Raw genomic sequence first — 23,239 nt, 5'->3', positions numbered from 1 at the left:
CAGACCCCTGGAGGCAACTGATGGTCCGTACTGTCCGGAGGGCGCTGAGGTCCGTTTTCCTGCGGCTGCGCGAACCCGACCCGGACGATCCCATCCCGCTGCCCCGCTACGGGCCGCGCCCTTGGTTCGTGACCGTCGCCGCGATGACGGCCTTGGCGGTCGTGGCGGCCGGCGTCTGGTACGTGTTCTTCCGCCCTCCGACCTGCGGGCACGGTGTTGACCGGATCGGCGGGGAATGTATCGGGGTCACCGACGGCGCCGTCCATTTCGATCCGTCGATGAAGAAGGTCGACGAGGCCATTCGCAAGGAGAACAAGCGGGTGACCGGGCTGAAGGGCGGCTATGTGACCGTGGCGTTCCTCGGTGCGCTGTCCACCACCAAGGAGCACGACCTCACCGGCGGCCGGGTCACCCGGGAGATCGAGGGCGCGCACATCGCGCAGATGCGCGCGAACCGAGGGGCCGCCGACGGCGACAAGCCGGGCATCAAGCTCGTCCTCGCCAACGAGGGCGCCGACCAGAGCCACTGGAAGAAGGTCGTCGGCCGGCTGGAGAGGATGCGAGACGCCGAGCACCTGGTCGCCGTGGTCGGAATGGGCATCAGCACCCGGCAGACCATCGAGTCGGCCCGCGAGCTGTCCGCGAAGAAGATCGGGATGGTCGGCGACGTCGTCACCGGGGACGGGTTCGACAGCGCCGGTGCGGCGCTCGGCCCGCCCGGCACCGGCGGCGCCACCAGGATCGACGGCCTGACGCGGGTCGCGGTGCCGGTGCGGCGGCAGGTGGAGGTCCTGGCCGGCTATCTGAAGCCGCGCATCAAGTCGGCCGTGATGGTGGTCGACCGCAAGTCCGACGACCTTTACAGCAAGTCGCTCGAACGCGACTTCCACGACCTCTTCAAGGACGCGATCAAGACGGGAGGGCGGCTGCCCGAGTCCTTCAGCGCCGACAGCCCGGCGCAGCCGGGCCTTCCCAACGTGTTCGCGGCGGTCGCCAGCAACCTCAACCTGTGCGGCGGCGACCCGCCGGACGTGGTGCTGTACGCGGGCCGGACGATCTTCCTTCCGCGGCTGCTCCAGGACTTCGAGAAATGCGAGAAGCACCCCATCACCGTGGTCACGGGCTCCGACGCCGAAGGGATCGCCGACTTCCCCGGCGACGCCCCGGCCACCGTGGTCTACACCCCGCTGACGGACCCGGACCTGGTCGCGGGCGACAGCAGCGATCCGCAGCAGCAGAAGGCGTTCGCGACGTTCCTCACCGAGGCCGAGCGGTACTACGAGCCGTTCGACCGGTCCCAGCTGCGCGACGCCTGGGAGATGATGGCGCACGACGCGTTCCTCACGGCCGCGCAGGCCGTGCACCTGGCGCGCGGCGGCGAGATCCCGTCATCGGCCGACGTCCTCAACTTCCTCTACAACCTGCATGAGACGAACTACGTGCAGGGAGCGGCGGGGCGCATCGAGATGGACCCCGATGGCGACCCGCACCATCCGACCATCAACGTCGTCGAACTCCGGCACGACGGAACGCGCAAGCTCCTGTATCCGGCGAGGGGTAAGGCGAGCAGCCGGTCGTGAGAACGGCGCCGGAACGAGGAACGCCCCCGTCGCATGACGGGGGCGTTGGCGGATGGGGTCGCGGTCCGGGGCTCACCGCTTGAGGGCCTTGGCGAGGCGGGCCAGGCGCGCGTCGCGGGCCTCGGCCCGCAGCCTGCGCACCCGGTCCTGCCCGGCGATCCTCATGAACTCGTGGCTGATCATGGTCGGCTCCTTCCGTTCGTTCGGTCTCTGGACGGGTCGCGCGTCAGCGCTTGAGCGCCTTGGCGAGGCGGGCGCGGCGCGCGTTGCGGGCCTCGTTCTGGCGGTCGCGTACGCGGTCGGCGATGATGACCCGGCTGATGTCCGTGCTGTACATGTCCTGCTCCTTGTCTCCGCCGGGCCCTCTTGGCCCGACATGTACAAGGTTCGTCCTAAGGCCCCGGGTCCTACATCGGGACGACGCCCTATTCGCAGGCCTTAGGACGCCTTAGATCGCGGCGCCTAGGGCTCAGCCGCCTTAGGGGGCGGTCCGGCAGGCGCGGGACGCCTTAGGCGGGGCCGGTCCGGGCTCAGGAAACGGCGCGGACGAAGGGCCGATGAGGCCGCCGGGCGGCCGGCGTCAAAACCACCAACCCGCCCGCGCGGGGCGGGCGGGTTGTTCTGTGTGCGGCGCCCGCGCGGGGCGGGCGCCGCACTCGCGCGGCGCCCTCGCGTTGCGGGCACCGCCGTTCTTAGCGCTTGTAGCGGCGGCCGTGGATCATGTTGATGAGGCCGAGGACGCGCGCCATCTCCTTCTCGGTGCGGCCGAACGAGGTGAGGTTCATGGTGGCGAACCGCTGGCGGGTGATGGCCTTCGGGCGGGCGAACTCGCGCAGGCCGTCCGCGCCGTGGATGCGGCCGAAGCCCGACTCGCCGACGCCGCCGAACGGCAGCGCCGCGACCTGCGCGAACGCGGCGAACGCGTTGATGGACGTCATGCCCGAGCGCATCGCTCGGGCGGCCTCCATCGCGCGGGTCCGGCTGCCGGAGAAGATCGTCCCGGCGAGGCCGTAGCTGGTGCGGTTGGCCTTCTCGACCGCCTCGTCCAGGTCCTTGACGCGGTGGACGGTGATCGTCGGGCCGAACGTCTCCTCGCAGACGGCGGACGAGTCGTCCGGCACGTCGGTGAGCACGACCGGCTCGACGTAGGGCTTGCGGACGGACTCGGCGCCGCCGACGACGGCCTTGCCGCCCTTGTCGAGGGCGTCCTTGATGTGCCGTTCGATGATGTCGAGCTGGCCGGGCATGGTGATCGGGCCGTAGGCGGCCTCGCGGTCGAAGCCGGGCCGCAGCTCCTTCGCCCGCTCGGTGATCTTGCCGAGGAAGCGGTCGTAGACGTCGTCGAGCACGTAGATCCGCTCGACGCCGATGCAGGTCTGGCCGGCGTTGGACATCGCGCCCCACAGCGCGGCGTCGGCGGCGGCGTCCAGGTCGGCGTCGGAGTCGACGATGCAGGCGTCCTTGCCGCCGCACTCGGCGACGATCGGGGTGAGGTTCTCGGCGCAGGCGGCCATCACGCGCTTGGCGGTGCGGCCGGAGCCGGTGAAGGCGATCTTGTCGACGTCCGGGGACGAGGCGAGCGCGGCGCCGGTGGGGCCGAGGCCGGTGACGACCTGCAGCACCGGGTGCTCGGGGATCACGCCCTCGACCAGTTCGGCGAGCAGCAGCCCGACGCCGGGGGTGAACTCCGACGGCTTGAACACCACGGCGTTGCCGGCGGCGAGCGCGTAGGCGATCGAGCCCATCGGGGTGAAGATCGGGTAGTTCCAGGGGCCGATGACGCCGACGACGCCGAGCGGCTGGTACTCCAGCTCGCAGCGCTGGTTGATGGCCATCAGGCCGGGGTAGACGGTGCGCGGGCCGAGGATCTTGCGCGCGTTGCGGGCCGCCCAGTCCAGGTGGGAGATCGCCATGATCGTCTCCAGCTGGGCGTCCTGCACCGGCTTGCCGGTCTCCTGGTGGATGAGCTCGGCCATCCGGTTGAGGTTGCGGGTGAGCGCGCCCTTGACGTTCAGCAGCCGGAGGCGGCGCTCCTTCCAGCCGAGGGCGCGCCACCAGCCGGCCGCCTCGCGGGCCCGGCCGAGCGCCTGCGCGACGGCGTCGGCGCCGTGCACGGGGTGCTCGGCGACGACCTCGCCGGTGGCCGGGTTCAGGGACGCGAAGGTCTCGGTGCTCTCCGTGGCCACGGACATGCGGAACCTCCCGGGAGGAGCCTGGTAAGTGGTTACTTGCATTGTGTACTCGCTAGTAAATCACTCTAGGCGGCCGGGTGTCTGCTCCCCTCCGGGCACCGGTCAGGCGTCGGGGATCCAGCTGCCGTGGAAGCCCGCCGGCACCCGCCGGGGCAGCCGCACGCCCGCCGTCCGCGACAGGTCCGCCGCGTCCAGGACGGCGAGCTCCGCGCCCGAGGAGCCGGAGACGATCGACAGCAGCCATCCCTCGTCCTCCCCGCGCGCCCCCTCGGCGGGGACGAAGACCGCCTCGCCCACGGACGCCCCCTCCTCGAACTCCCGGACCGAGGACGAACCGTCGCGCAGGTCGTACTTCACGACGGCGTTCCCGGCCACCGTGTAGAGGAAACGGTGCTCCCGGCCGGTCCGGGCATCGTCGTGGGTGGGGAACTCCACGTTGCGGTCGTCGAGGCTCTCCTCGGAGACCCGCCCGGACGCGGGGTCGAGCGTCCAGCGGTACAGGGACGACGTCCCGGACTGTGCGGCGGCGTGCGACGGGCTCGCCGCGCCGCCGATCCGCGTCCACAGGCCGGCGAACTCCGCGGACCGGTAGCGGACGCCGTCCAGGACGATCCGGCCGGCGGCGTCCTCGTGGGCGTTGCCGACGTGGAAGACGTAGCAGGGGTCGATGTCGAACCAGCGGACGTCGCCCGCCGCGTCCCGCCGCATCACACCGAGCCGGGCGCCGTAGGACTCGTCCCAGCGGAACGGCATGCCCGCCCCGCCGAGCGCCGTCTCCAGGTCGAACACGACGGGCAGGTCGAGCCAGACCACGTGGTTCTCGGTGATCGCGAAGTCGTGCATCATCGTCGGGCCCGGGACCGCGATCTCGGCGCTCTCCACGATCCGCGACCCGCCGGCGGGCAGCCGGTGGTAGGTCAGGTACGGCGGGAGCACCCCGTAGCCGAAGAACAGCAGGTCGCCGGTGACCGGGTCCTGCTTGGGGTGCGCGGTCATCGCGGTGGTGAGCGTCCCGCCGAAGTCGCACGGCCCGGCCGTGCCGAGCTCGGGCGTCACCTCGTAGGGGAGGCCGTTCTCGACCAGCGCGAGGATCCTGTCGCCGTGCGGGACGACGTGGGTGTTGGCGGCGACGGCGGTGAGGTCGAGCGTGCCGTCGGCGGCGGCGTACCGGGCATCCGGATCGGTGAACGACCTGGTCCGCACCCACCGGTTGCGGTACCACTCGGCGCGGCCGTCCCGCAGCCGCACCCCGTGGATCATCCCGGGGCCGGTGAACCAGTGCCCGCTCGGCCTCCCGGGCAGCGGGTTCGGGCCGTTGCGGAAGTACCGTCCGGTCAGCTCGGGCGGGAGCGCGCCGGTGATCTTCAGGCAGGTGGCGTCGACTTCGTCCTCAATGGGGGCGAGGTGCCCCTCCAGCCAGGTGGCGCGTTCCTGCCCGGGCCGGTCCGTCGCCTCGACGCTCATCGGACGGCCTCGCGGTCGATGCCGTGCCGGGCGAAGTACCGCTTCTGCGCGATCTCGGGGTAGCGGGCGGTGAAGACGATCGGGACGGCGAACCCGGCGACCTTGGCGGCGACGAGCAGCGCGGTGTTGTCCGGCGCGGCGTGCTGCACGAAGGCGAGGACGACCGCGATGACGGTGAAGCTGATCGCCCAGACGACGGCGATGACGGTGGTGATGCTCTTGAACAGGTCCGTCGCCGCGATCTCGTCGGTGACGTTGCGGCGCCCGACGCCCTCGGTGAAGGGCCGTCCGGCGAGGACGGTGCCCCACGCGGTGAGGGCCAGCCAGCCGATCGCCATGGACGCGCCGTAGTTCATCAGGACCGAGTGCGGGTCGGCGAAGGCGAGCGCGGTCAGCAGCGCCATGAAGACGAGGGCGGACGCCTCGAGGATCAGCGCGTCGAGCCGGCTGCCCTTGCGCAGGTCCAGGGCGAGCAGGACGACCGCCGCCGCGAGGCCGGCCGCCGCGCCGGCCTGGTCGTTCCAGCCGCTCACGACGGCGAGCAGGAGCCACGGGAGGAAGGTCCGGAGGTAGTAGAGCAGCATGGCGCGAGCCTTTCGGGAGCGACATTCCAAGTTCGACAGGTCAAAAGCTAGACGTGTCAGTATCGACATGTCAACCCTGACGTGTATGGTTCGAGGTATGAGCCTGCGACACGCGCTGCTGGGCCTGATCGCCGAGATGGACGGGGCCAGCGGATACGACCTGATGAAGGTGTTCGAGATCTCGCTGGGGACCGTCTGGCAGGCGACCCAGAGCCAGCTCTACGGCGAGCTCGGCAAGCTCACCGAGGGCGGGCTGATCGAGGTGTCCGCCGAGGGTCCGCGCGGCCGCAAGGAGTACTCGATCACCCCGGCGGGACGCGCGGAACTGCGCCACTGGATGGTGGAGACCGACCCGAAACCGCACCGCCGCGACGAGGTGCTGCTGCGGGTCTTCTTCCTCGACCAGGTCGCCCCCGAGGATGCCCTCGGCTACATGGACCGGATGATCGACGCCCTCTCCGGCCGGCTCGACGACCTCGCCCGGCTCGAGGAGATCGTCCCATGGGAGGAGGAGGGCGGGCTCACCGGGAACGGGCGGCTGACCATGGAGTACGGCAAGCGCTTCATGGCCATGCGCCGCGACTGGTTCGTCTGGGCGCGCAAGCAGTACGAGGAGCGCCGCCCCGGAACCGCGTCCGAGGCCTGACGGCCGGGGGCCGACACGCATACGGCCGGGCAGGCGGGGGCCTGCCCGGCTGTACCATGTCCCGCCCACCGGCGGGCGGTGACGCGCCGCGTCGCGGCCGTCAGAAGTGGTCCGCGGCCCACTCGGCGAACGTCCGGGCCGGCCGGCCCGTGATGCGCTCGACCTCCGGAGAGATCTCGACCTCGCGGTCCACCGCGTCGGCGCGCACCTTCAGCAGCGCGTCCACGATCCCCTCGCGCATGTAGGGGCGGGAGAGCATCTCCGACCGCGCCGACTCCGGGGTGATCTCCTCGAACCGGGCCGGGACCCCGGCGGCCGCGCCGATGATCTCGACCATCTCCGGGTGGGTGAGCGCCTCCGGGCCGCTGAGCACCGGCTTCGCGCCCACCAGCTCGTCCGACAGCAGGGCGCGCGCGGCGACGGCGGCGATGTCGCGCTCATGGATCGGCGCGCTGCGCGCCCGCGCGTACGGGCCGCGCACCGGCTCGCCCGCGCGGATCGTCTCCGCCCAGGCCAGCGAGTTGGTCGCGAACTCGCCCGGGCGCACGAACGTCCACTCCAGGCCGGTCGCCTCGATCGCGCGCTCGATCTCCAGATGGTGGGCGCCGATCGCGTTGGCCGGATCGTCGTCCAGCGCGGCGGCCGACGACAGCATGACGACGCGCCGGACGCCGCCGTCGCGGGCGCGCTCCAGCAGGTCGCCGAGCCCGCCCCAGAACACGGCGGGGTTGAGGAACAGCGACGTGACGCCGTCCAGCGGCATCTCGTCGGTGCGGGCGACCTCGGCCTCGCGGGGCAGCCGCGCGGTCGCGGGGTCGCGGGTCAGCGCGCGGACCTTCACGTCCGCGCAGAGCAGCTCGCCGACCACGTGGCGGCCGACGTTACCGGTGGCACCGGTGACAAGGATCATCGTTCGACTTCTTCCGTGTGAGTGCTCCGGCCATCTTCAACCAAATGGATGAAGACGTCAACCAGCCGGATGTATGACGGCGTCAGCCGGGCGGTACCATGAACGGCGTGACGGAGGAGACCAGGCGGCCGCGGCGCGCCCCCGCGCCGGGCGAACGCAAGCTGGACGCCGAGCGGTCGCGGCGGCTGCTGCTCGACGCCGCCCTGGAGGAGTTCGCCGCCAAGGGCTACGCGGGCGCCCGGGTGCAGGACATCGCCGACCGCGCCGGCGTGAACAAACAGCTGATCAACTACTACTTCGGCGGCAAGGGGGGCCTCTACCGGGAGATCACCTGCCGCTGGCGCGAGACCGAGGCCGGCTTCAACGACCCCGGCATCGGGCTCGACGAGGTGCTCGTCCGCTATCTGCGGCACGCCCTCGACGACCCGCGCGGCACCCGCCTCAACGCCCTGCGCGGCCTCACCGGCACCTTCGACGGCGAACCGCCCATCGAGCGCGAGGACCTGTCCGAGCTGGTGCGGCGCCAGGCCGACGGCGAACTCGCCGGCGACCTGGACCCCGCCGCCGTCATGCTCGTGATGATGGCCATGGTCTCCGCGCCCGTCGTGCTGCCGCTCGCGGTCCGCCGCGTCTTCGGCATCAGCCCCGACTCACCCGAGTTCCAGGAGCACTACGCCGAACAGCTCCGCCGCATCGTCCGCCACCTCGCCGGCGACGGCCGGTCCGCGGATGACGCAGGGCGCGCCGCGGACGGCGACGGGAAATAGCCTCAGCTCTGCCAGAACATGAAGAGCGAGTGGCCCACCTCGATCGAGATGGTGCCGATCCCCAGGGCGTCCGTGATGTGGTAGATCAGGTGGAAGAAGCCGCGGTTGATCGGCTCGATCCACAGCAGCGCGATCAGCACCAGGAAGATGTAGCCGCCGTACCCGCTGACCTGGTCGACGAAGCGGCGCGGCAGGTACGGCTCGACGATGCCGAACCCGTCCAGCCCCGGAATCGGCAGCAGGTTCAGCAGAGCGGCTGTGACCTGCAGGAACGCCAGGAACGCCAGCCCCAGCCAGAACACCGCGTGGCCCTGCGCCGCGAAGTTCTTGTAGATCACCGCCAGCATGATCGCGAAGATGGCGTTGGACAGCGGCCCCGCCGCCGACACCAGGCTGTGCCGCAGCCGCCCCGGAATGCGGTGCCGCTCGATCCACACCGCCCCGCCCGGCAGGCCGATCCCGCCGAGCAGGATGAACACCACCGGGATCAGGAAGCTCAGCAGCATGTCGGAGTACTTCAGCGGGTTCAGCGTCAGGTACCCCTTCGCCGCCACGCTCCGGTCCCCGGACCGGTAGGCGATGTAGGCGTGCCCGAACTCGTGCACGCACAGGGACAGCACCCATGCCGCGATGACGAACCCGAACAGCGCGACCCGCGCCCCCTTGGCCGGGTTGTCGCCGTACCGCCAGGCGAGGAGGCCGCAGATGACGGTCGCCGCCACGATCACGAGGAACACCGGGCTCGGCTGCACCGCCGACCGGCCCCGTTTCGTGAAGTCCGCAACCATCGCCCCGACCCCTTCCGGTCCCGCCCGTCCGATTCCTTGAAAGCTACCGCCTCGTAGGTGCGGGTACGCCCCCGCGCCGGATCAGCGCCCGGCTATCCCCGGCACCACGTACGTGCGCAGGAAGCGGCGCAGCTCGTCGGGCTCGCGCTGCCGGTCCATCACGATCAGCGACGTGATGATCCGGAACAGGAACTCCACCGTCCCCTCGACCTCGATGTCGGCGCGCAGCGTCCGCTGCCGCTGCGCCTGCTCGAAGTAGGGCCGCACGTAGTCGCAGCACAGCGCGAGGACGTGCTCCGCCGCACCCGCCACCGCCGCCTGCATGTGCCCCGCCGCCTCCGGCACCAGGAAATGCGCGATCGCCGGCTCGTTGCGGACGTACTCGACCGCGTCCATCGTGCCCTCGACGATCGCCTCCGGCACCGACCGCTCGCTGCGCAGCCGCACCGCGAGCCGGTCCAGGAAGCGGTGCAGGTCGCGCACCACCACCGCGAGGATCAGCTCGTCCCGCCCGCCGCTGACCGCCCGGTACACCGTCGCCCGCGACAGCTTCGCCGCCGCCGCGATGTCCTCCACCGTGGTCTTCGCCACGCCGAACCGGGAGAAGCACGCCTCGGCGGCGTCGATGATCCGCTCGCGCGTCGCGTCGGTACTGACCGGGGGCATGGCGAAAGATTACCGGCAGCCGCGCCCCCGCTACCCGCCGCCGAACGCCGCCGTCGGATAGGGGTTCGCGAACTGGTGCAGATCCAGGCAGGCGTCCGCCTTCTTCACAAACGCCTCCCGGTCCTTGATCCGGATGCGCCGGTAGGCTGCCGCGTCCTTGCCGCCGCCGTCGACGAACGCCTTGACGTCGGACTTGTCGCCGTACTCCGTCAGCGCCGAGGCATAGCAGTCCAGCTGCTTGTCCGACCTGCCGTACCCGTGCAGCGGTCCGTCCTTCAACGCCGCGACGAGGCCGTCATGGCCCCCGCCACCGCATCCCACCGCGACCGCGAGGCAGACTCCCGCCGCCGCGACCACGCGAAGCCTCCTGGACATCATCGATGGAGACTAAGGCGAACGGATTACACCGCACTTACACACGCGCGCGCCGCCCGCCGGCGCGGGTCAGTCGAGCGTGTACTCCAGCGTCCAGGTGTGCCCGCCGTCGGTGACGGTGATCTGCCCGGTCCCGCGGATCCCCGCCAGCTCCCCGGTCCCGGACGTCGGCACGATCAGCCAGCGCAGCCACTGCGTGCCGGGCGTGCCGTCCTCGGTGCCCGCGCTGTGCTGCAGGACGAACGTCCCCTCCCGGCCGTGCAGGATGCCCTGCACGTGCTCGATTCCCACGTACGCCACCGGCCCGGCGGCCGACTCCACCGTGATCAGCTCGGTGGTGCTCGTCCCCACCAGATCGCCGTGGAACGTCTTGCCCACGTGCACCCGGCTCAGCTTGTTGCCGCCCTGCTCGTCGTACGGCTTCTCGGCTTCCCACGCGTCGATGTCGAAGGCGCCGCTCGCTTGGAAGGTCATGCCCGCCATGATGCCCGCCACCTCCGACACCCCGCGAGACCACGCAACAAAAGTCGCCACGACGTGCATGGTGAGGTGTGGGTGGGACTTAGGGGGAGCCGACGATGTTCTCGGCGGCCAACTCTTCGGCGGAGTCGCGTCTTGCGGCTGGAACGTTGTGGTGCGGACGGCGTCGTAGCCATTGATCACGTCGTCTTGTTCCGCGGTGTACGCGGAGCGGGCGACTCGCTGATGCCACGCGTCCGGTGGGTCGGCGGGTCGGCGGGGTGGTGGGCCGGCGGGACGGTGGGTCGGCGTTGACCGCCGGGCACCGACCCGCCTGGCTCGTCGAGGGGGGTTCGGGGGCGGGGGCGTCGGGTGTTCGGGTCTTGGGGCGAGATGGTGTTCGGGTGGTGGGGTGGCGCTGGCCTACGGGGCCGCCCCTCCAAAGTCAAGGGCGCCTTCGGCGTCGCTGCGCGATGGACTTCGTCCACCCTTGACTTTGGAGCCTCTGCGGCCCCTGAGGCAGCGTTAGGGGCAGGCTCCGCCTGCCCCGCCCCAGGTCGCGCCACCCCACCACCCCCTTCCGTAAGGGATGACAGGGCCCGATCGGAGAGCATGAGTTCTTGTCAGACCCGCCTGGGATGTTGTGTGGCATGGACGTCACCATGCAACTGACCATCGATTGCGCCGACCCGCAGAGATTGGTGGACTTCTGGTGCGAGGCCCTGGGGTACGTGCCCGAGCCGCCACCCGACGGACACATCAACTGGCGGGATTATTGGACGGCGATGGGAGTGCCCGAGGCAGAGCTGCCCGCTGGAGCCGGCATGACGCCCGAATCAATCATTGATCCGGCAGGTCGAGGCCCTCGAGTGTGGTTCCAACGCGTGCCCGAACCAAAGGTCGTCAAGAACCGGCTTCACCTTGATTTGAAGGTGAGCGGTGGACGGGGCGTCGCACTGGCCGTTCGTGTCCAACGGGTCAATGCCATGGTGGAGCGGCTGACCAGCGCTGGCGCTACAACGCTGCGCATCCTCGACGAGCCTGGTGAGGACCACTTCGGCGTCCTCCTCTGTGACCCGGAAGGCAATGAGTTCTGCGTGGCTTGAGCTCCGCAGGCACGGCCTTCCTGAGGTGCGCGCCACCACTGCTTTCCGGGTGTGGGCTACTGCGGATGGCGGCAGAGTGCGGGCCTGGTGATGTGAGGGCATGCCGACCGCCCGGCGGTGTTGCTGCCGGGCGACCGGATGTCCATGTGAGTGGCGGGGGTTACGCAGCCCAGGTGAGGGTGGTGTCGGGTGGCCCGGTTCCGTCGGGCGGCCCGCCCCCGGTTCGTCGATGCGCATCCGGTGGCGGTAGCAATCGGTAGACGTAGCGCCCGTCTTGATCTTTGGTGATGTGGATCTGGTCGGGGCTGGTGTGTTTGAACCGGTTGTGCCATCCGCAGGTGAGCGCGAGTTGATCGATGTCGGTCGGTGACCTACCGAGTGCCCATCCGCCGACATGATCCACTTCGCACAGTGTCCCGGGGGTCTCGCATTCCCGCACTGCGCAGGTGGGGTACAGCGTTTCCAGGACTTGGCGTTGGGCGGCGCTGGCGAACCGTTCGCGGTAGCCGAGGTAGAGCGGGGTGTTGCCTCGTCCCAGCAGGAGGGGTGACACTCCGGCGGCCAGCGCGATGCGGCGGGCTTGGGCGGCGGGGATCGGTGTCCCGTCGGTGAGGCGGGCGGGGGCGTTGCCGCCGGTGAGGGTCTCCAGGTCGCAGATGACGGTGACCTTGGTGGCCTTGTGTCCGCCGGACAGGACGCTGGACAGTGCGGCGGCGGTGCGTTCGCTCACGTCCCGGCGGTCGTCGGGCCCGGCCGGCTTGGCCAGGGGCGCGAGGGTGCCGTCCCAGATCGCGGCGTCCTCGGGGTTCAGCCACCCCTTGATGTAGCGGCCGCCGTCCAGGGAACGGGTGGTGGTGATCCACGACTTGTCGTAGCCGTGCTTGGTGTCTGCGTCGGGCGCGTCCTCGGTGCCGTCGCGTTCGGCGATGACGTCGCGGATGCGCTGCCCGAACGAGGCGACCTTCCCGGCCGAGAAGCCCTGATCGGCCATCTCCAGGAGTGTGGCCTCGGCCTGGGCGCAGTCGATGTCGTCCAGGCGCGCGACCGAGTCGGCAATCGTGGTGGCGTAGCCGTAGGACAGGTCTCCGGCCGCCAGGCGCTTGGCGACCTGCGGGATCCGGTGCCGCTGGCGCGCGAGGGTCAAGCGCTCCTTGGCGCGGCTCTCTCGCATGCCGAGCTTGGAGCGCAGCCATGCGCGGGTGGAGGGGTATCCCCACCGCTGCTGTTCCCCTGCCACGTCCACTCGGCCGATGAACGATGCCATGGCGCTTTCCTGCATATCGGTGGCCGTGGCAAGTGTTTCGGTGAGTTCGAGGCAGGCGGCTGCTGATTCGGGGGCTTGTCGGGTGGCGAGTTCAGTGGCGATGGTTGAGAGCGCGTTCACCAGTTCCATGGTGGACGCGGCTCCCAACTCGACCGTCACTGATTGCATACGTAAAGAATACCATGCGTGACCAGCAATCGAACCTGTGAGCGGGCATTTTTCTGGGTTGGGTTTCCGAACCGACTCCGCCTCGGCGATTTGCCCGCCTCCGGCTGTTTATCTATTTTGTCCCTTGACTGGCGGCTCCCTTTGTTCCTTACGGAAGGGGGTGGTGGGGTGGCGCGACCCGGGGTGGGGCAGGCGGAGCCTGCCCCTAACGCTGCCTCAGGGGCCGCAGAGGCTCCAAAGTCAAGGGTGGACGAAGTCCATCGCGTAGCGACGCCGAAGGCGCCCTTGACTTTGGAGGGGCGGCCCCGTACGCCAGCGCCACCCCACCACCCGAACACCATCTCGCCGTTAACGCCATGGCACGAACACCGAAGCCCCGAACACCGAATACCGAAGCCCGGAACAGCGAAGTCCGGAACAGCGAAGCCCCGAACACCGAATACCGAAGCCCGGAACAGCGAAGTCCGGAACAGCGAAGCCCCGAACACCGAATACCGAAGCCCGGAACAGCGAAGCCCCGAACGCCATCTAGGCCCTCCATCAGAACACCCCCTCACCACTCTCCGAAGCGTCCCCCCAAGAACCCCCGAACGGCCTTCTCGGCGAACACCAAAACACCCTCGCCCATTTAAAAATATCCAAGCTCTCAGCCCTCACCGCACCCAGCATCGGCCTGAGAATTCTCCTCGCGAGGCGGGGAAGGGTAACGGCAGCCAGGAACGAGGCGGCAGGAACGGAACCCAGGGAGCGAGATATGAACCGCGTCGATATAGATCCGCGCATGTTCGGTGACCGGCTCGGGTACGAGCGGGCCGTGTTGATCGAGCGGCCTGAACGGTGGCTTTTCGTTGCCGGGCATGAGGCGCGCGGCGAGGACGGGGCCATCGCCCATACCGGTGACATCCGGGGGCAGGTGGCGCTGTCGTTCCGGCGGCTGCGGGAGACGCTCGGCAAGGCCGGGTTCGCGCTCGCCGACGTCGTCCAGATCCGGTTGTTCACCGTGGACCTGCCCGCGCTGACCGCGAACTACGACGCCGTCACCGCCGAACTCGCCGCCGGGGACTGCCGCCCGGCCAGCCTTCTCGCCGGCGTCGACGCCCTGTCCGACCCGGCGATGCTCCTGGAGATCGAGGCCGTCGCCGCGCAGTAGCGCGCGGCCGACGGCGCCGGACTATCAGAACAGGGTGCCTTCGTGTTCGATGCCGCGGAGGGCGTCGTAGTCGAGGGTGACGCAGTTGATGCCGCGGTCGACGGCGAGGACGCGGGCCTGCGGCTTGATCTCCTGCGCGGCGAAGATCCCGCGCACCGGCGCCAAGTGCGGGTCGCGGTTCAGCAGCTCCAGGTACCGCGTGAGCTGCTCGACGCCGTCGATCTCACCGCGCCGCTTGATCTCGACGGCGACGGTCGCGCTGTCGGAGTCGCGGCAGAGGATGTCGACGGGGCCGATCGCGGTCGGGTACTCGCGGCGGATCAGCGACCAGCCGTCGCCGAGCGTGGTGATGTGCTCGGCGAGCAGTTCCTGCAGGTGCGCCTCGACGCCGTCCTTCTGCAGGCCCGGGTCCAGCCCGAGCTCGTGGCTGGTGTCGTGCAGGATCTCCTCGATGGTGAGGATCAGCCGCTCGCCCGACTTGCCGTGCGTGACCGTCCAGCGGGCGATCGCGCCGTTCTCCTCGTACGGCTCCTCCCGCAGGGAGCAGGGCGGGTTCATCCAGTTCAGCGGCTTGTAGGCGCGATCGTCGGCATGGATGCTCACGCTCCCGTCGGCCTTGATCAGGACGAGCCTGGGGGCCATGGGCAGGTGGGCGGTGAGCTTGCCGGCGTAGTCGACGCTGCAGCGGGCGATAACGAGACGCACGTTGCCCAACCTTAGTTCCGGTGAGGGCGTGGCGTGGCCGTCATGCGAGACCCGCGTACGCGCGGCACTTGTCGCGGTCGGCGGGCAGGCCCCAGTCGCCGAGGATCTCCAGGAGGTTGCCCCACTGCCAGCTGTCGTGCGGGAGTTCGGCGATGACGCGGACGGTCCGCTGCTGGACGGGCGTGAGGGCGGCGTAAGGCGGCAGGGGAGCGGACGGGGCGCCGAGGGCGAGTGCCAGCGCGAGCGCGGCCATGGGGGAGGACGCGTCGCCGGACGTGCGGGACAGCCCGTCGAGGACGGCGGCGGCGGCCTCGGCGGGCGGTTCGTCCATCCCGGCGATGGCGGCGGCCGAGTAGCGGCGCAGGTCGCCGTCCATGAACGCGACGGGCACGCCGGGCGCCCCGGGCGGGGAGACGCACGCGGCGGCGAGTTCGGCGGTGACGGCCGGGTCGGCGGCGTCCAGGCGGAGGAGTGCGATGGCGGCGGCCCAGCGGGGGAGCGGCTCGTCGCCGGCGAGGTGCCCGCGGAGCCGGGGGATCAGGTCGCGGCCGTCGAGGAGGCCGGCGGAGACGAGGGCGTTGGCGGTGACGGCCGGATCCGTCTCGGTGCCGAGCAGCGCACGCAGGGCGGGGAGCGACGCGACGGCCTCTTCGGGGAACCAGCCGAGCGTGGACGCGGCGGCGGCGCGGACGTGGGCGTCGCCGTCGGCGAGCAGGTCGCGGACGAGCGGGAGCCGCGTCCGGAGGGCGTCGTAGGCGGCGAGTTCGGCTTCGGCGTCCACGAGGGCCGCCGTGAAGTCGTAGTGCCTGCGCCGGATCTCCCGCGAGCGCCGTTCCCGGGGGTCGCCGGCCTCGGCGACCCAGGCGTCCATGCGGCGCTCCTCCTCGGCGGGGCCGGAGGCGCGCAGCCGGTGCACCTCACGCCGCCAGCGGGCGATGTCGACGCCGGACGGCAGGTGCGACTCGTCGAAGCCGATCGCCATGCCCGCGGCCAGGTACAGCAGGTCGTCGCGGTCGGGGGTCGCCGGGTCGGCGGCGAGGGCGAGCAGGAACGGCACCGCGGGTCCGGACGCCTCGTAGCGGCTGCCCTGGTGGTAGATGCTCGCGTAGAGCGTGTGCAGCGCGTCCTGGCGCTCTTCGGGGCCCGGTGCGCGGAGCGTCCGCAGCAGGCCGGGCACGTCGTCCGCCGAGCCGTAGGCGTGGCCGAGGCCGGCCCAGCCGATGTCGTCCAGCCCCGCCAGGGTCTCGTCCATGGCGCCGGATTGTGCCAGCCGCGTCCGACATCCCTATGACCTGGATGAGCGCGCCTAAGACACCGCTAAGGCCGGATATAGGGAGTCATCCCGATGTGGGGGTGAGGGCCTTAGGACGAACCTTTTGGATGTCGGGCCGTTTCCGCGGCCCGTGACGGAGGAGGGGCCGTGTACCACCACGACATCATGCGGTCGATCATGCAGGAGCGGGCCGGCGAGCGGCGCGCGGAGGCGCGTGCGGCGCGGAACGCGGCGCTGGCGCGGCGGGCGCGCGAGTTCTGGGCCGAGCGGTCGGAGCGGGTCGCGCGCCCGGTGCGGCGGCCGTCCGGACGGCGCGGAGCGGCGCCCGCGGGCTGACGGCCCGGTGGCCCATATGGCCCATGTAAGGGGCGCTGTCAAGCCTGGAATTGTCGGGATGCCGTGATTAGCGTCGCGGGTGGTGGGTGTCATCCGGCTGCGAAAGGACCCCCGCGATGTCCCTCGACGTGACCCCGGAACTCCTGGAGACGGCTCGGCAGGGCGAGGTCGGCGACAAGGAGTTCGTCGAATGCATCAGGACGTCCCTCCCGTACGCATGGGAAATGATCAGCGGTCTGGTGGCGCGGCTTCAGGTGGACGGCGGCACGTTCGCCGACAACCTGACGCCGCCGCCGGACGAGCGGGCGCGCGGCCAGTTGCTGCGCGTGCTCGCGAGCGACGCGATGCGCGGGACTCTGGAGCGCTACTTCGGCGTGAGGCTGGCGTTCCAGAACTGCCATCGCGTCGCGGTGTTCCCGTCCGGTGAATCGGACGCGTACCGCACGTTCGTGACGGCGCGCGAGCAGATCCTGAACCAGTCACCGGAACTGCGCGACTGCTGATTTGTCCCGCCGGCGCGCCGCCCTTCGCGAAGGGCGGCGCGCCGGCATGTCAGGACAGTGCCGTGCGCGTTCTCGGGAGGACCTGTTCGCCGAGGCGGGCGATGTTCTCCAGCGTCGCGCGGTGCGATCCGGCGGCCTCGACCAGCAGGATGAAATGGCGGATCCCGGTGCGTTCGGCCGTCGCGGCGAGGGCCGCGGCGCAGTCGTCGGGGGAGCCGACGGGGTGCAGGTCGCACAGGCGGCGGGTGTAGGCGACGGGGTCGCGGGACGGGCGGGGCCGGTCGTCGACGGGCACGTATCCGTCCAGGCCGGGGCCGAGCCAGCGGGGCATCTCGGCGAGCAGCGTCCGGACGGCCTCGTCCCTTGTATCGGCGACCTGCGCGAGGTGCGCTGAGATGTTCGGCGCCGCGGGGTCGCCGTGCCGGGCGACGGCGGCGGCCTTCTCCTCGTCGCCGACGTGCATTCCGAGAATCATCGGGAGCCCGCGTTCCGCGGCGACGGCCTCGGTGGCGGGAGAGGTGCACGCGACGGAGACCGGCGGCGGCTCGGCCGCCCTCGGCACGACGGGGACTTCGCGGAACGAGAAATGCTCACCGTCCCATCCGAGCCGTTCCGAGCGCAGCCAGGCGAGCAGCAGGTCGAGGGATTCGGTGAACCCTTCCTCGTAGCGGCGGAGCCCGGTCCCGAACACCTCGAGATCGCGCCACGGCCCGCCGCGTCCGACCCCCAGCCGGAAACGTCCGCCGGAGACCAGCGAGAGCATCGCGGCCTCTTCCGCGAGCGCCACGGGATGCCGGCAGGAAAGGACGCTGACCGCGGTACCGACGTGAATACGGCTGGTCAGGCCCAGAATGTGGCCGGCCATCAGGGTCGCGGACGGGATGACGCCGTAGGACATGAAATGGTGCTCGGCCAGCCACACGTCGTCGAATCCGGCGCGTTCCGCGGCGACCGCGGCCTCGGCGGTGCGGGCCAGGGCGGCGGCGTCGTCCTGACCGGGGTGGCGGGCGGCGAGCAGGAAGATTCCGAAGCGCACGTCCCGGTCGTACCCGGCATCCGCCCGGCCCGAGCGCTCTGGGAGACTGCGGTGCATGACTGGTGGTTCGTTCAGCAGGGTCGGGGTCGTCGGACTGGGCACCATGGGCGCGGGCATCGCCGAGGTGCTGGCGCGCGGCGGCCTGGCGGTCGTCGGCATCGAGGTGAACCAGGACGCGCTGGAGCGCGGCCGCGGCCACCTGGAGAAGTCGACGGGGCGCGCGGTGAAGCGCGGCAGGCTCACCGAGGACGCGCAGCGCGAGATCCTCGGCCGCGTCGCGCTGTCCACCGACTTCGCCGACCTCGCGGACTGCGACCTGGTCATCGAGGCGGTGCCGGAGCGCCTGGAGCTGAAGCGGAAGGTGTTCGCGACGCTGGACGGGGTGTGCCGCGCCGACGCGGTCCTCGCCACCAACACCTCGTCGCTGTCGGTCACCGACATCGCGGTCACCACGAACCGGCCCACCAAGATCGTCGGGGTGCACTTCTTCAACCCGGCGCCGGTCATGAAGCTGGTCGAGGTGATCCGCACGGTGCTCACCGAGCCGGCCGCCGTGGACCGCGTCGCCGCGCTGGTGAAGGACCTCGGCAAGACCCCCGTCACCATCGGCGACCGCGCCGGGTTCGTCGCGAACCGGCTGCTGTTCGGCTACCTCAACCAGGCGGCCGGGATGCTGGAGTCCGGGCACGCGACCCGCGACGACATCGACTCCGCGATGACGGCGGGCGCCGGGCTGCCGATGGGCCCGTTCACCCTCATGGACCTGATCGGCCTCGACACCTGCCTGGAGGTGCTGGAGGCGATCCACGCCGAGACCCGCGACCGGCGGCACGCGCCGTCGCCGCTGCTGCGCGAGCTGGTCACGGCCGGGCTGCTCGGCCGCAAGACCGGCCGCGGCTTCTACGACCACGGCGCGCCCAAGGACGAGGCGCCCGTGCAGGCGGACGGCCCGGCGCCCGTCGTCGGGATCCTCGGCACCGGCGCCCTCGCCGACGCGTTCGCGGCGCTCTGCGACCGCGCCGGAGCGCAGGTCCGCGACGCCGCCGCCGACCTCGCCGACTGCGACCTGATCGTCGAGGCGTCCGGCGACGCCGACGCCGGACGCGAGCTGCTGGCCGCTGCGGCGCAGGCCGCCAAGCCCGGCGCGGTCCTCGCCGTCACGTCCGCGACCGTCCCGGTGGCCGAGGCGGCGATGGCGTCCGGACGTCCCGCCGACGTCGTCGGCCTGCACCTGCCGGACCTGCTTTCGACGGACAGGGCGGGCGCGCTCGCCGAGATCGCGGAGACCGTCGCGACCGGTCCCGGCGTCGCCGACCGCGCCGCCGAACTCGCCGGACGGCTCGGCCTCACCGTCGTCCGCTGCCGCGCCCGCGCCGGGTTCATCGTGGACGCGCTGCGCTTCCCCTACCTCAACGACGCCGCCGCGATGCTCGGCGCCGGCTACGCCGACCCGGACTCGATCGACGCCGCGATGACGCTCGGCTGCGGCTACCCGACCGGCCCGATCGCCGACCTCGACCGGCTCGGGATCGACCGCGCCGTCGCGGTGCTGCGCGCCCTGCACGCCGAGACCCGCGAGCCCGCCCTCGCGCCCGTCCCGCTGCTCACCGAGCACGTCACGGCGGGCGTGCCGATCCGCTGAATATCCTTGGGGCATGAGCCCCCGCAAGAACCGCCGCGCCGTATCGGGTAAGCCGTCGCAGGGCGGCGGCGGGGGCTGGGCGCAGCAGACCGAGGACGGCCCGGACGGTGAATGGATCGTCCGGTCCATCACCGGGGCCGCCGCGGTGAAGGCGTACCGGTGCCCGGGATGCGACCAGGAGATCCCGCGGGGCGTCCCGCACGTCGTCGCGTGGCCCGCGGACGAGCGGGGCGGCGCCGACGACCGGCGGCACTGGCACCGCCCGTGCTGGCAGGCGCGGGCCCGCCGGGCGCCGCGCGTCCAGCGGAGCAGGAACGCGCCGCGCTACTAGGCGCGGCGTTGCAGGCGCGGCATCACCGAGTGAGGGAGTCCATGGCGGAGATCAGGGCGGCGACGGTGCTCCCGGCGCGGCGCGAGGAGATCACCCTGCACACCTCCGACGGGCTGCGGCTCGTCGGGGAACTGGCGCTGCCGGCGGACCGGCCGCCGGTCGCGACCCTCGTCTGCCTGCACCCGCTGCCGACCGCCGAGGGCATGATGGACAGCCACGTGCTGCGCAAGGCGTCCTACCGGCTGCCCGCGCTCGCCGGCCTCGCCGTCCTGCGCTTCAACACGCGCGGGACGACGTCGGCGCGCGGCACCAGCGAGGGCGAGTTCGGCGAGGGCGACACCGAGCGGTTCGACGTCGCCGCGGCGCTGGAGTACACCGAGTACCACGACCTGCCGCGGCCGTGGCTGCTCGGCTGGTCGTTCGGCACCGAGCTGGCGCTGCGCTGGGGGCTGGACCCGCTGGTCGAGGGCGCGATCCTGCTGTCGCCGCCGCTGAAGCGCGCCGGGGACGCCGACCTGGACGCCTGGGGCGCCGACGGGCGGCCGCTCGTCGCGCTCGTCCCGGAGTTCGACGACTACCTGCGCCCGGCGGAGGCTCAGGAGCGGTTCGCGCGCGCGCCGCAGGCGGAGGTGATCGGCGTGGACAACGCCAAGCACCTGTGGGTGGGCGAGCCGTACGTCCGGACCGTGCTGAACGAGATCGTCCGGCACGTCGCACCGGACGCGTGCCCGCTTCCCACGGAATGGGACGAACCGGACAGATAAACGCTCGCGGCCGATCGCGGCCACTCCCGTCCCACCGCCCCCGATAGCGGGTAACGATGGTCCGACCGCCGTGCGAACGCGGCGGTGTTCCACGGACGCGGACGCGAGGGAACCGGATGACCGTGCAGCTGTACGCCAGGGACGTCGGAACGGGGACACCCCTCGTCCTGCTGCACGCCTTCCCGCTGTCCTCCGCGATGTGGCTCGAGCAGCGGCAGGGCCTGGCGAACCGGTTCCGCGTCATCACCCCCGACCTGCGCGGGTTCGGCGGGTCGCGGCTCGGCGGCGACGAGCCCTCGGTCGACGCGATGGCCGACGACGTCGCGCACCTGTTCCGCGGCATCGGCGTGCGGCGCGCCGTCGTCGGCGGCCTGTCCATGGGCGGGTACGTCGCGATGGCGCTGTGCCGCCGCCACCCCGACCTCGTCCTCGGCGTCGTCCTCGCCTCCACCCGCGCCGGCGCCGACACCCCCGCGGCGCGCGAGAACCGGCTCCGGCAGGCCGACGCGATCGACCGCGACGGCACCGTCCAGGTCCTGCTGGACGAGGTGCTGCCCGGCCTCGTCGGGCCCACCACCTACCGCCAGCGCGCCCTCGTCTACGGGCGCGTCCGCGGCCTCGTCCAGGCGACGCCGCCGCCCGCCGCCGCGTGGGCGCAGCGCGCGATGGCCGCGCGCCCCGACGCGTTCGAGACGCTGCGCGGCCTCAAGGTGCCCGCGCTGGTGATGGCCGGCGACGAGGACACCATCGCCACCGAGGACGAGGCGCGCGCCATGGCCGACGCCCTGCCGAACGCCGAGCTGCTCGTCATCCCGCGCGCCGGGCACCTGTGCGCCGTCGAGCAGCCCGACCTGTTCAACCAGGCCGTCGCCGAGTTCGCCGCCGCGCTGGCCCGCACCACCGGCTGACGCCGGGCGGCCCGGAACGGCTCAGAGCGTTTCCTGCCTCGGCAGGACCACCTCGCGGATCAGCAGCGAGATCGCCGCCGCCGTCGGGATCGCCAGCAGCGCCCCGACGACGCCGAGCAGCGCCGCGCCGACCAGCGCCGCGACGATCGTCACCGCCGGCTGGACGTCGACCGTCCGCTTCATCACCCGCGGGTACACCAGGTAGTTCTCGACCTGCTGGTAGACCACGTAGAAGACGACGCAGACGATGAGGTCGGTGGTCGTGCCGGTCAGGAACGCCACCAGGCAGACGATCACCGCGCCGATCGTCGCGCCGATCAGCGGCACGAGGTCGGTCACCGCGACGATCAGCGCCAGCGCCAGCGCGTACTTCACGCCGAGGATCGACAGGAAGATGTACGAGCACAGCCCCGCGATGAACGCGATCGTGAACTGGCCGGCGACGTACCCGCCGATCCGGTCCAGGATCTCGTCGCCGAGCAGCGCGACGCGGGCCCGCCGGGAGCGCGGAGCGAGCTGGTAGAAGAACGTCTTGATCTGCGGCAGCGAGCTCATGAAGTACAGCGTCAGGATCAGGATCGTGATCGTCTGGAAGACGCCGTTGATCGCGACCTTGCCGATGCCGGTGGCGGTGTCGGTCAGCCCGTTCTGGAACCCCGGGCTGTTCACGGCCTTCTCCGCGCGGTCGAGCAGCCCGTAGCGCTTGTCCCAGTCCGCCAGCGTCGTGTTGTTCTGCAGCTGGTTCACGAAGTCGGGGATGCTGTGCCGCAGCTCGGTGACCTGCTCGGTGACCGGCTGGACGAGCGAAGCGACGAACCCCGCGAAGAACAGGATCACGATCAGGAACACCGTCCCGACCGCGGCGCCGCGCGGCAGCCCGAACCGGCGCAGCCGCTCCACCGCCGGGTTCAGGCCGACCGCGAGGAACATCGCGACGACGATCATCACGAGCACCGACTTGGCGTTCGTGGCCGCCTTCACCAGCATCCACGCGGTGATCACGCCGAGCGCGGCGGTGAACCCGAACACGAACGGGTGGGCGCGGCCGAGCGGCTGCCCGGGCCGGCCGAACGGGAACAGCGGGTTCACGCCCGCCTCGCGGCGGCGCTGCTCCACGTCGTGCGCGGGGTCGGGGGCCTGCGGGTCGGGCGCCTCGCCGCCGGGCGCGGGGGACCAGTGGTCGGCCGGCTCGTCGTCCGCCGGGCGCGTCCGCGGGCCGCCGGTGGCGGGGTCGAGCTCCCCGGCGGGCTCCTCGGCGAGCTTCTCGTCCAGGGCCTCCGGAACGAGCGCCCCGCTCGGCGCCACCGCGCCCTCGCTCTCGCCGCCCCCAGCGTCGTCGTTGGCGGCCTTCTCGCCGTCGGCGGTTCCGGCTTCGGAGGTATCGGCCGGCGGCGCGGGCGCGGGGACCTTGCCGGCGGTGCCGGTGCGTCCCTTCCCGGGGGCCGTGTCCTGCCGGTCCTCGCTGGGGGTGTCGTCGGCCACGCCGCTCTCCTTCGCCATCCTGCCGTCGTCGTCCACGGGTCCGGACCGGGGGGCCGCCGACCACGCGTTAGGGGGTAGACGACGGAAAGCCCGGAGACGTTTCCGCCTCCGGGCTCTCCGTCGCGCGCCGCCGGGCCGTC

24 protein-coding genes are annotated in these 23,239 nt (G+C 71.6%); 11 read left to right on the top strand and 13 right to left on the bottom strand.

The features are described from left to right. Positions 1–20: 20 nt before the first annotated feature. Positions 21–1,580 (top strand): ABC transporter substrate-binding protein, encoded by a 1,560-nt coding sequence (locus tag J4709_RS02750; protein WP_208236508.1) that lies wholly within the window; start codon positions 21–23, stop codon positions 1,578–1,580. Positions 1,581–2,272: 692 nt separating this feature from the next. Here the strand turns inward: J4709_RS02750 and J4709_RS02745 are convergent. From J4709_RS02745 to J4709_RS02735, 3 genes are all read right to left on the bottom strand, one after another. Next, positions 2,273–3,772: an aldehyde dehydrogenase family protein gene (locus J4709_RS02745; protein ID WP_208236506.1), complete on the bottom strand. Its 1,500-nt coding sequence runs from the start codon at positions 3,770–3,772 to the stop codon at positions 2,273–2,275. Between the two features lie 102 nt (positions 3,773–3,874). Then, positions 3,875–5,236, bottom strand: a complete 1,362-nt coding sequence (locus tag J4709_RS02740) for a carotenoid oxygenase family protein (protein WP_208236504.1) — start codon at positions 5,234–5,236, stop codon at positions 3,875–3,877. After that, entirely contained in the window at positions 5,233–5,820 is a 588-nt protein-coding gene (locus J4709_RS02735) for a hypothetical protein (RefSeq protein ID WP_208236502.1), read from the bottom strand. The genes J4709_RS02740 and J4709_RS02735 overlap by 4 nt, the downstream gene beginning before the upstream one ends. Positions 5,821–5,917: 97 nt before the next feature. On the opposite strand from J4709_RS02735, the gene J4709_RS02730 reads away from it, so the two are divergent. After that, the gene (locus tag J4709_RS02730) at positions 5,918–6,466 is read left to right on the top strand and encodes a PadR family transcriptional regulator (protein ID WP_208236500.1); all 549 of its coding nucleotides are present in this window, start codon (positions 5,918–5,920) and stop codon (positions 6,464–6,466) included. Positions 6,467–6,566: 100 nt separating this feature from the next. Here J4709_RS02730 and J4709_RS02725 read toward each other — a convergent pair whose 3' ends face one another. Further along, positions 6,567–7,376, bottom strand: coding sequence for an NAD(P)H-binding protein (locus J4709_RS02725; protein ID WP_208236498.1), 810 nt, complete (start codon positions 7,374–7,376; stop codon positions 6,567–6,569). 107 nt (positions 7,377–7,483) lie between these two features. On the opposite strand from J4709_RS02725, the gene J4709_RS02720 reads away from it, so the two are divergent. Continuing rightward, the gene (locus J4709_RS02720) at positions 7,484–8,143 is read left to right on the top strand and encodes a TetR/AcrR family transcriptional regulator (protein ID WP_307800893.1); all 660 of its coding nucleotides are present in this window, start codon (positions 7,484–7,486) and stop codon (positions 8,141–8,143) included. Positions 8,144–8,145: 2 nt separating this feature from the next. Here J4709_RS02720 and J4709_RS02715 read toward each other — a convergent pair whose 3' ends face one another. The 4 genes from J4709_RS02715 to J4709_RS02700 all read right to left on the bottom strand — a co-directional run bounded on the left by J4709_RS02715 (position 8,146) and on the right by J4709_RS02700 (position 10,446). Next, positions 8,146–8,931: a site-2 protease family protein gene (locus tag J4709_RS02715; RefSeq protein WP_208236494.1), complete on the bottom strand. Its 786-nt coding sequence runs from the start codon at positions 8,929–8,931 to the stop codon at positions 8,146–8,148. Between the two features lie 81 nt (positions 8,932–9,012). Continuing rightward, entirely contained in the window at positions 9,013–9,597 is a 585-nt protein-coding gene (locus J4709_RS02710) for a TetR/AcrR family transcriptional regulator (RefSeq protein ID WP_173099030.1), read from the bottom strand. Positions 9,598–9,627: 30 nt separating this feature from the next. After that, a complete protein-coding gene (locus J4709_RS02705) occupies positions 9,628–9,975 on the bottom strand; it encodes a hypothetical protein (protein ID WP_208236492.1) in 348 nt (115 codons plus the stop codon). A gap of 66 nt (positions 9,976–10,041) precedes the next feature. Beyond that, positions 10,042–10,446, bottom strand: a complete 405-nt coding sequence (locus tag J4709_RS02700; protein ID WP_232382885.1) for a DUF3224 domain-containing protein — start codon at positions 10,444–10,446, stop codon at positions 10,042–10,044. Positions 10,447–11,081: 635 nt separating this feature from the next. On the opposite strand from J4709_RS02700, the gene J4709_RS02695 reads away from it, so the two are divergent. Then, positions 11,082–11,537 (top strand): VOC family protein, encoded by a 456-nt coding sequence (locus tag J4709_RS02695; RefSeq protein ID WP_232382884.1) that lies wholly within the window; start codon positions 11,082–11,084, stop codon positions 11,535–11,537. Between the two features lie 160 nt (positions 11,538–11,697). Here the strand turns inward: J4709_RS02695 and J4709_RS02690 are convergent, their stop codons facing one another. Beyond that, a complete protein-coding gene (locus J4709_RS02690) occupies positions 11,698–12,969 on the bottom strand; it encodes an HNH endonuclease signature motif containing protein (protein WP_208236490.1) in 1,272 nt (423 codons plus the stop codon). Positions 12,970–13,723: 754 nt separating this feature from the next. Here J4709_RS02690 and J4709_RS02685 point away from each other — a divergent pair. Then, a complete protein-coding gene (locus tag J4709_RS02685; RefSeq protein WP_208236488.1) occupies positions 13,724–14,119 on the top strand; it encodes a Rid family hydrolase in 396 nt (131 codons plus the stop codon). 24 nt (positions 14,120–14,143) lie between these two features. Here J4709_RS02685 and nucS read toward each other — a convergent pair whose 3' ends face one another. Next, positions 14,144–14,824, bottom strand: a complete 681-nt coding sequence (gene nucS, locus J4709_RS02680; RefSeq protein WP_208236486.1) for an endonuclease NucS — start codon at positions 14,822–14,824, stop codon at positions 14,144–14,146. A 40-nt stretch (positions 14,825–14,864) separates the two neighbouring features. After that, a complete protein-coding gene (locus J4709_RS02675; RefSeq protein WP_208236484.1) occupies positions 14,865–16,076 on the bottom strand; it encodes a HEAT repeat domain-containing protein in 1,212 nt (403 codons plus the stop codon). Between the two features lie 168 nt (positions 16,077–16,244). Between J4709_RS02675 and J4709_RS02670 the strand changes: the two genes are divergently transcribed. Both J4709_RS02670 and J4709_RS02665 read left to right on the top strand, forming a co-directional pair. Continuing rightward, positions 16,245–16,433: a hypothetical protein gene (locus tag J4709_RS02670; protein ID WP_208236482.1), complete on the top strand. Its 189-nt coding sequence runs from the start codon at positions 16,245–16,247 to the stop codon at positions 16,431–16,433. Between the two features lie 116 nt (positions 16,434–16,549). Next, positions 16,550–16,936 (top strand): SCO5389 family protein, encoded by a 387-nt coding sequence (locus J4709_RS02665; protein WP_208236480.1) that lies wholly within the window; start codon positions 16,550–16,552, stop codon positions 16,934–16,936. A gap of 49 nt (positions 16,937–16,985) precedes the next feature. Here J4709_RS02665 and J4709_RS02660 read toward each other — a convergent pair whose 3' ends face one another. Further along, positions 16,986–17,972 carry an LLM class flavin-dependent oxidoreductase gene (locus tag J4709_RS02660; RefSeq protein WP_208236478.1) on the bottom strand — a complete coding sequence of 329 codons (987 nt, stop codon included), beginning with the start codon at positions 17,970–17,972 and terminating at the stop codon, positions 16,986–16,988. 55 nt (positions 17,973–18,027) lie between these two features. On the opposite strand from J4709_RS02660, the gene J4709_RS02655 reads away from it, so the two are divergent. The 4 genes from J4709_RS02655 to J4709_RS02640 all read left to right on the top strand — a co-directional run bounded on the left by J4709_RS02655 (position 18,028) and on the right by J4709_RS02640 (position 21,617). Then, a complete protein-coding gene (locus J4709_RS02655) occupies positions 18,028–19,614 on the top strand; it encodes a 3-hydroxyacyl-CoA dehydrogenase family protein (protein WP_208236476.1) in 1,587 nt (528 codons plus the stop codon). Positions 19,615–19,627: 13 nt separating this feature from the next. Next, complete coding sequence (locus tag J4709_RS02650) at positions 19,628–19,945, top strand: Rv1322 family protein (protein WP_208236475.1); 318 nt, start codon at positions 19,628–19,630, stop codon at positions 19,943–19,945. Positions 19,946–19,986: 41 nt separating this feature from the next. After that, complete coding sequence (locus J4709_RS02645; protein ID WP_208236472.1) at positions 19,987–20,709, top strand: alpha/beta hydrolase; 723 nt, start codon at positions 19,987–19,989, stop codon at positions 20,707–20,709. A gap of 116 nt (positions 20,710–20,825) precedes the next feature. Further along, the gene (locus J4709_RS02640; RefSeq protein WP_208236470.1) at positions 20,826–21,617 is read left to right on the top strand and encodes an alpha/beta fold hydrolase; all 792 of its coding nucleotides are present in this window, start codon (positions 20,826–20,828) and stop codon (positions 21,615–21,617) included. Between the two features lie 21 nt (positions 21,618–21,638). Here J4709_RS02640 and J4709_RS02635 read toward each other — a convergent pair whose 3' ends face one another. After that, positions 21,639–23,099: an AI-2E family transporter gene (locus J4709_RS02635; protein ID WP_307800892.1), complete on the bottom strand. Its 1,461-nt coding sequence runs from the start codon at positions 23,097–23,099 to the stop codon at positions 21,639–21,641. Positions 23,100–23,239: the final 140 nt, after the last annotated feature.

It is taken from the genome of Actinomadura violacea (assembly GCF_017573465.1).
Taxonomy (GTDB): Bacteria; Actinomycetota; Actinomycetes; order Streptosporangiales; family Streptosporangiaceae; genus Spirillospora; species Spirillospora violacea.
This window is presented reverse-complemented; position numbering and strand designations above follow the sequence as displayed.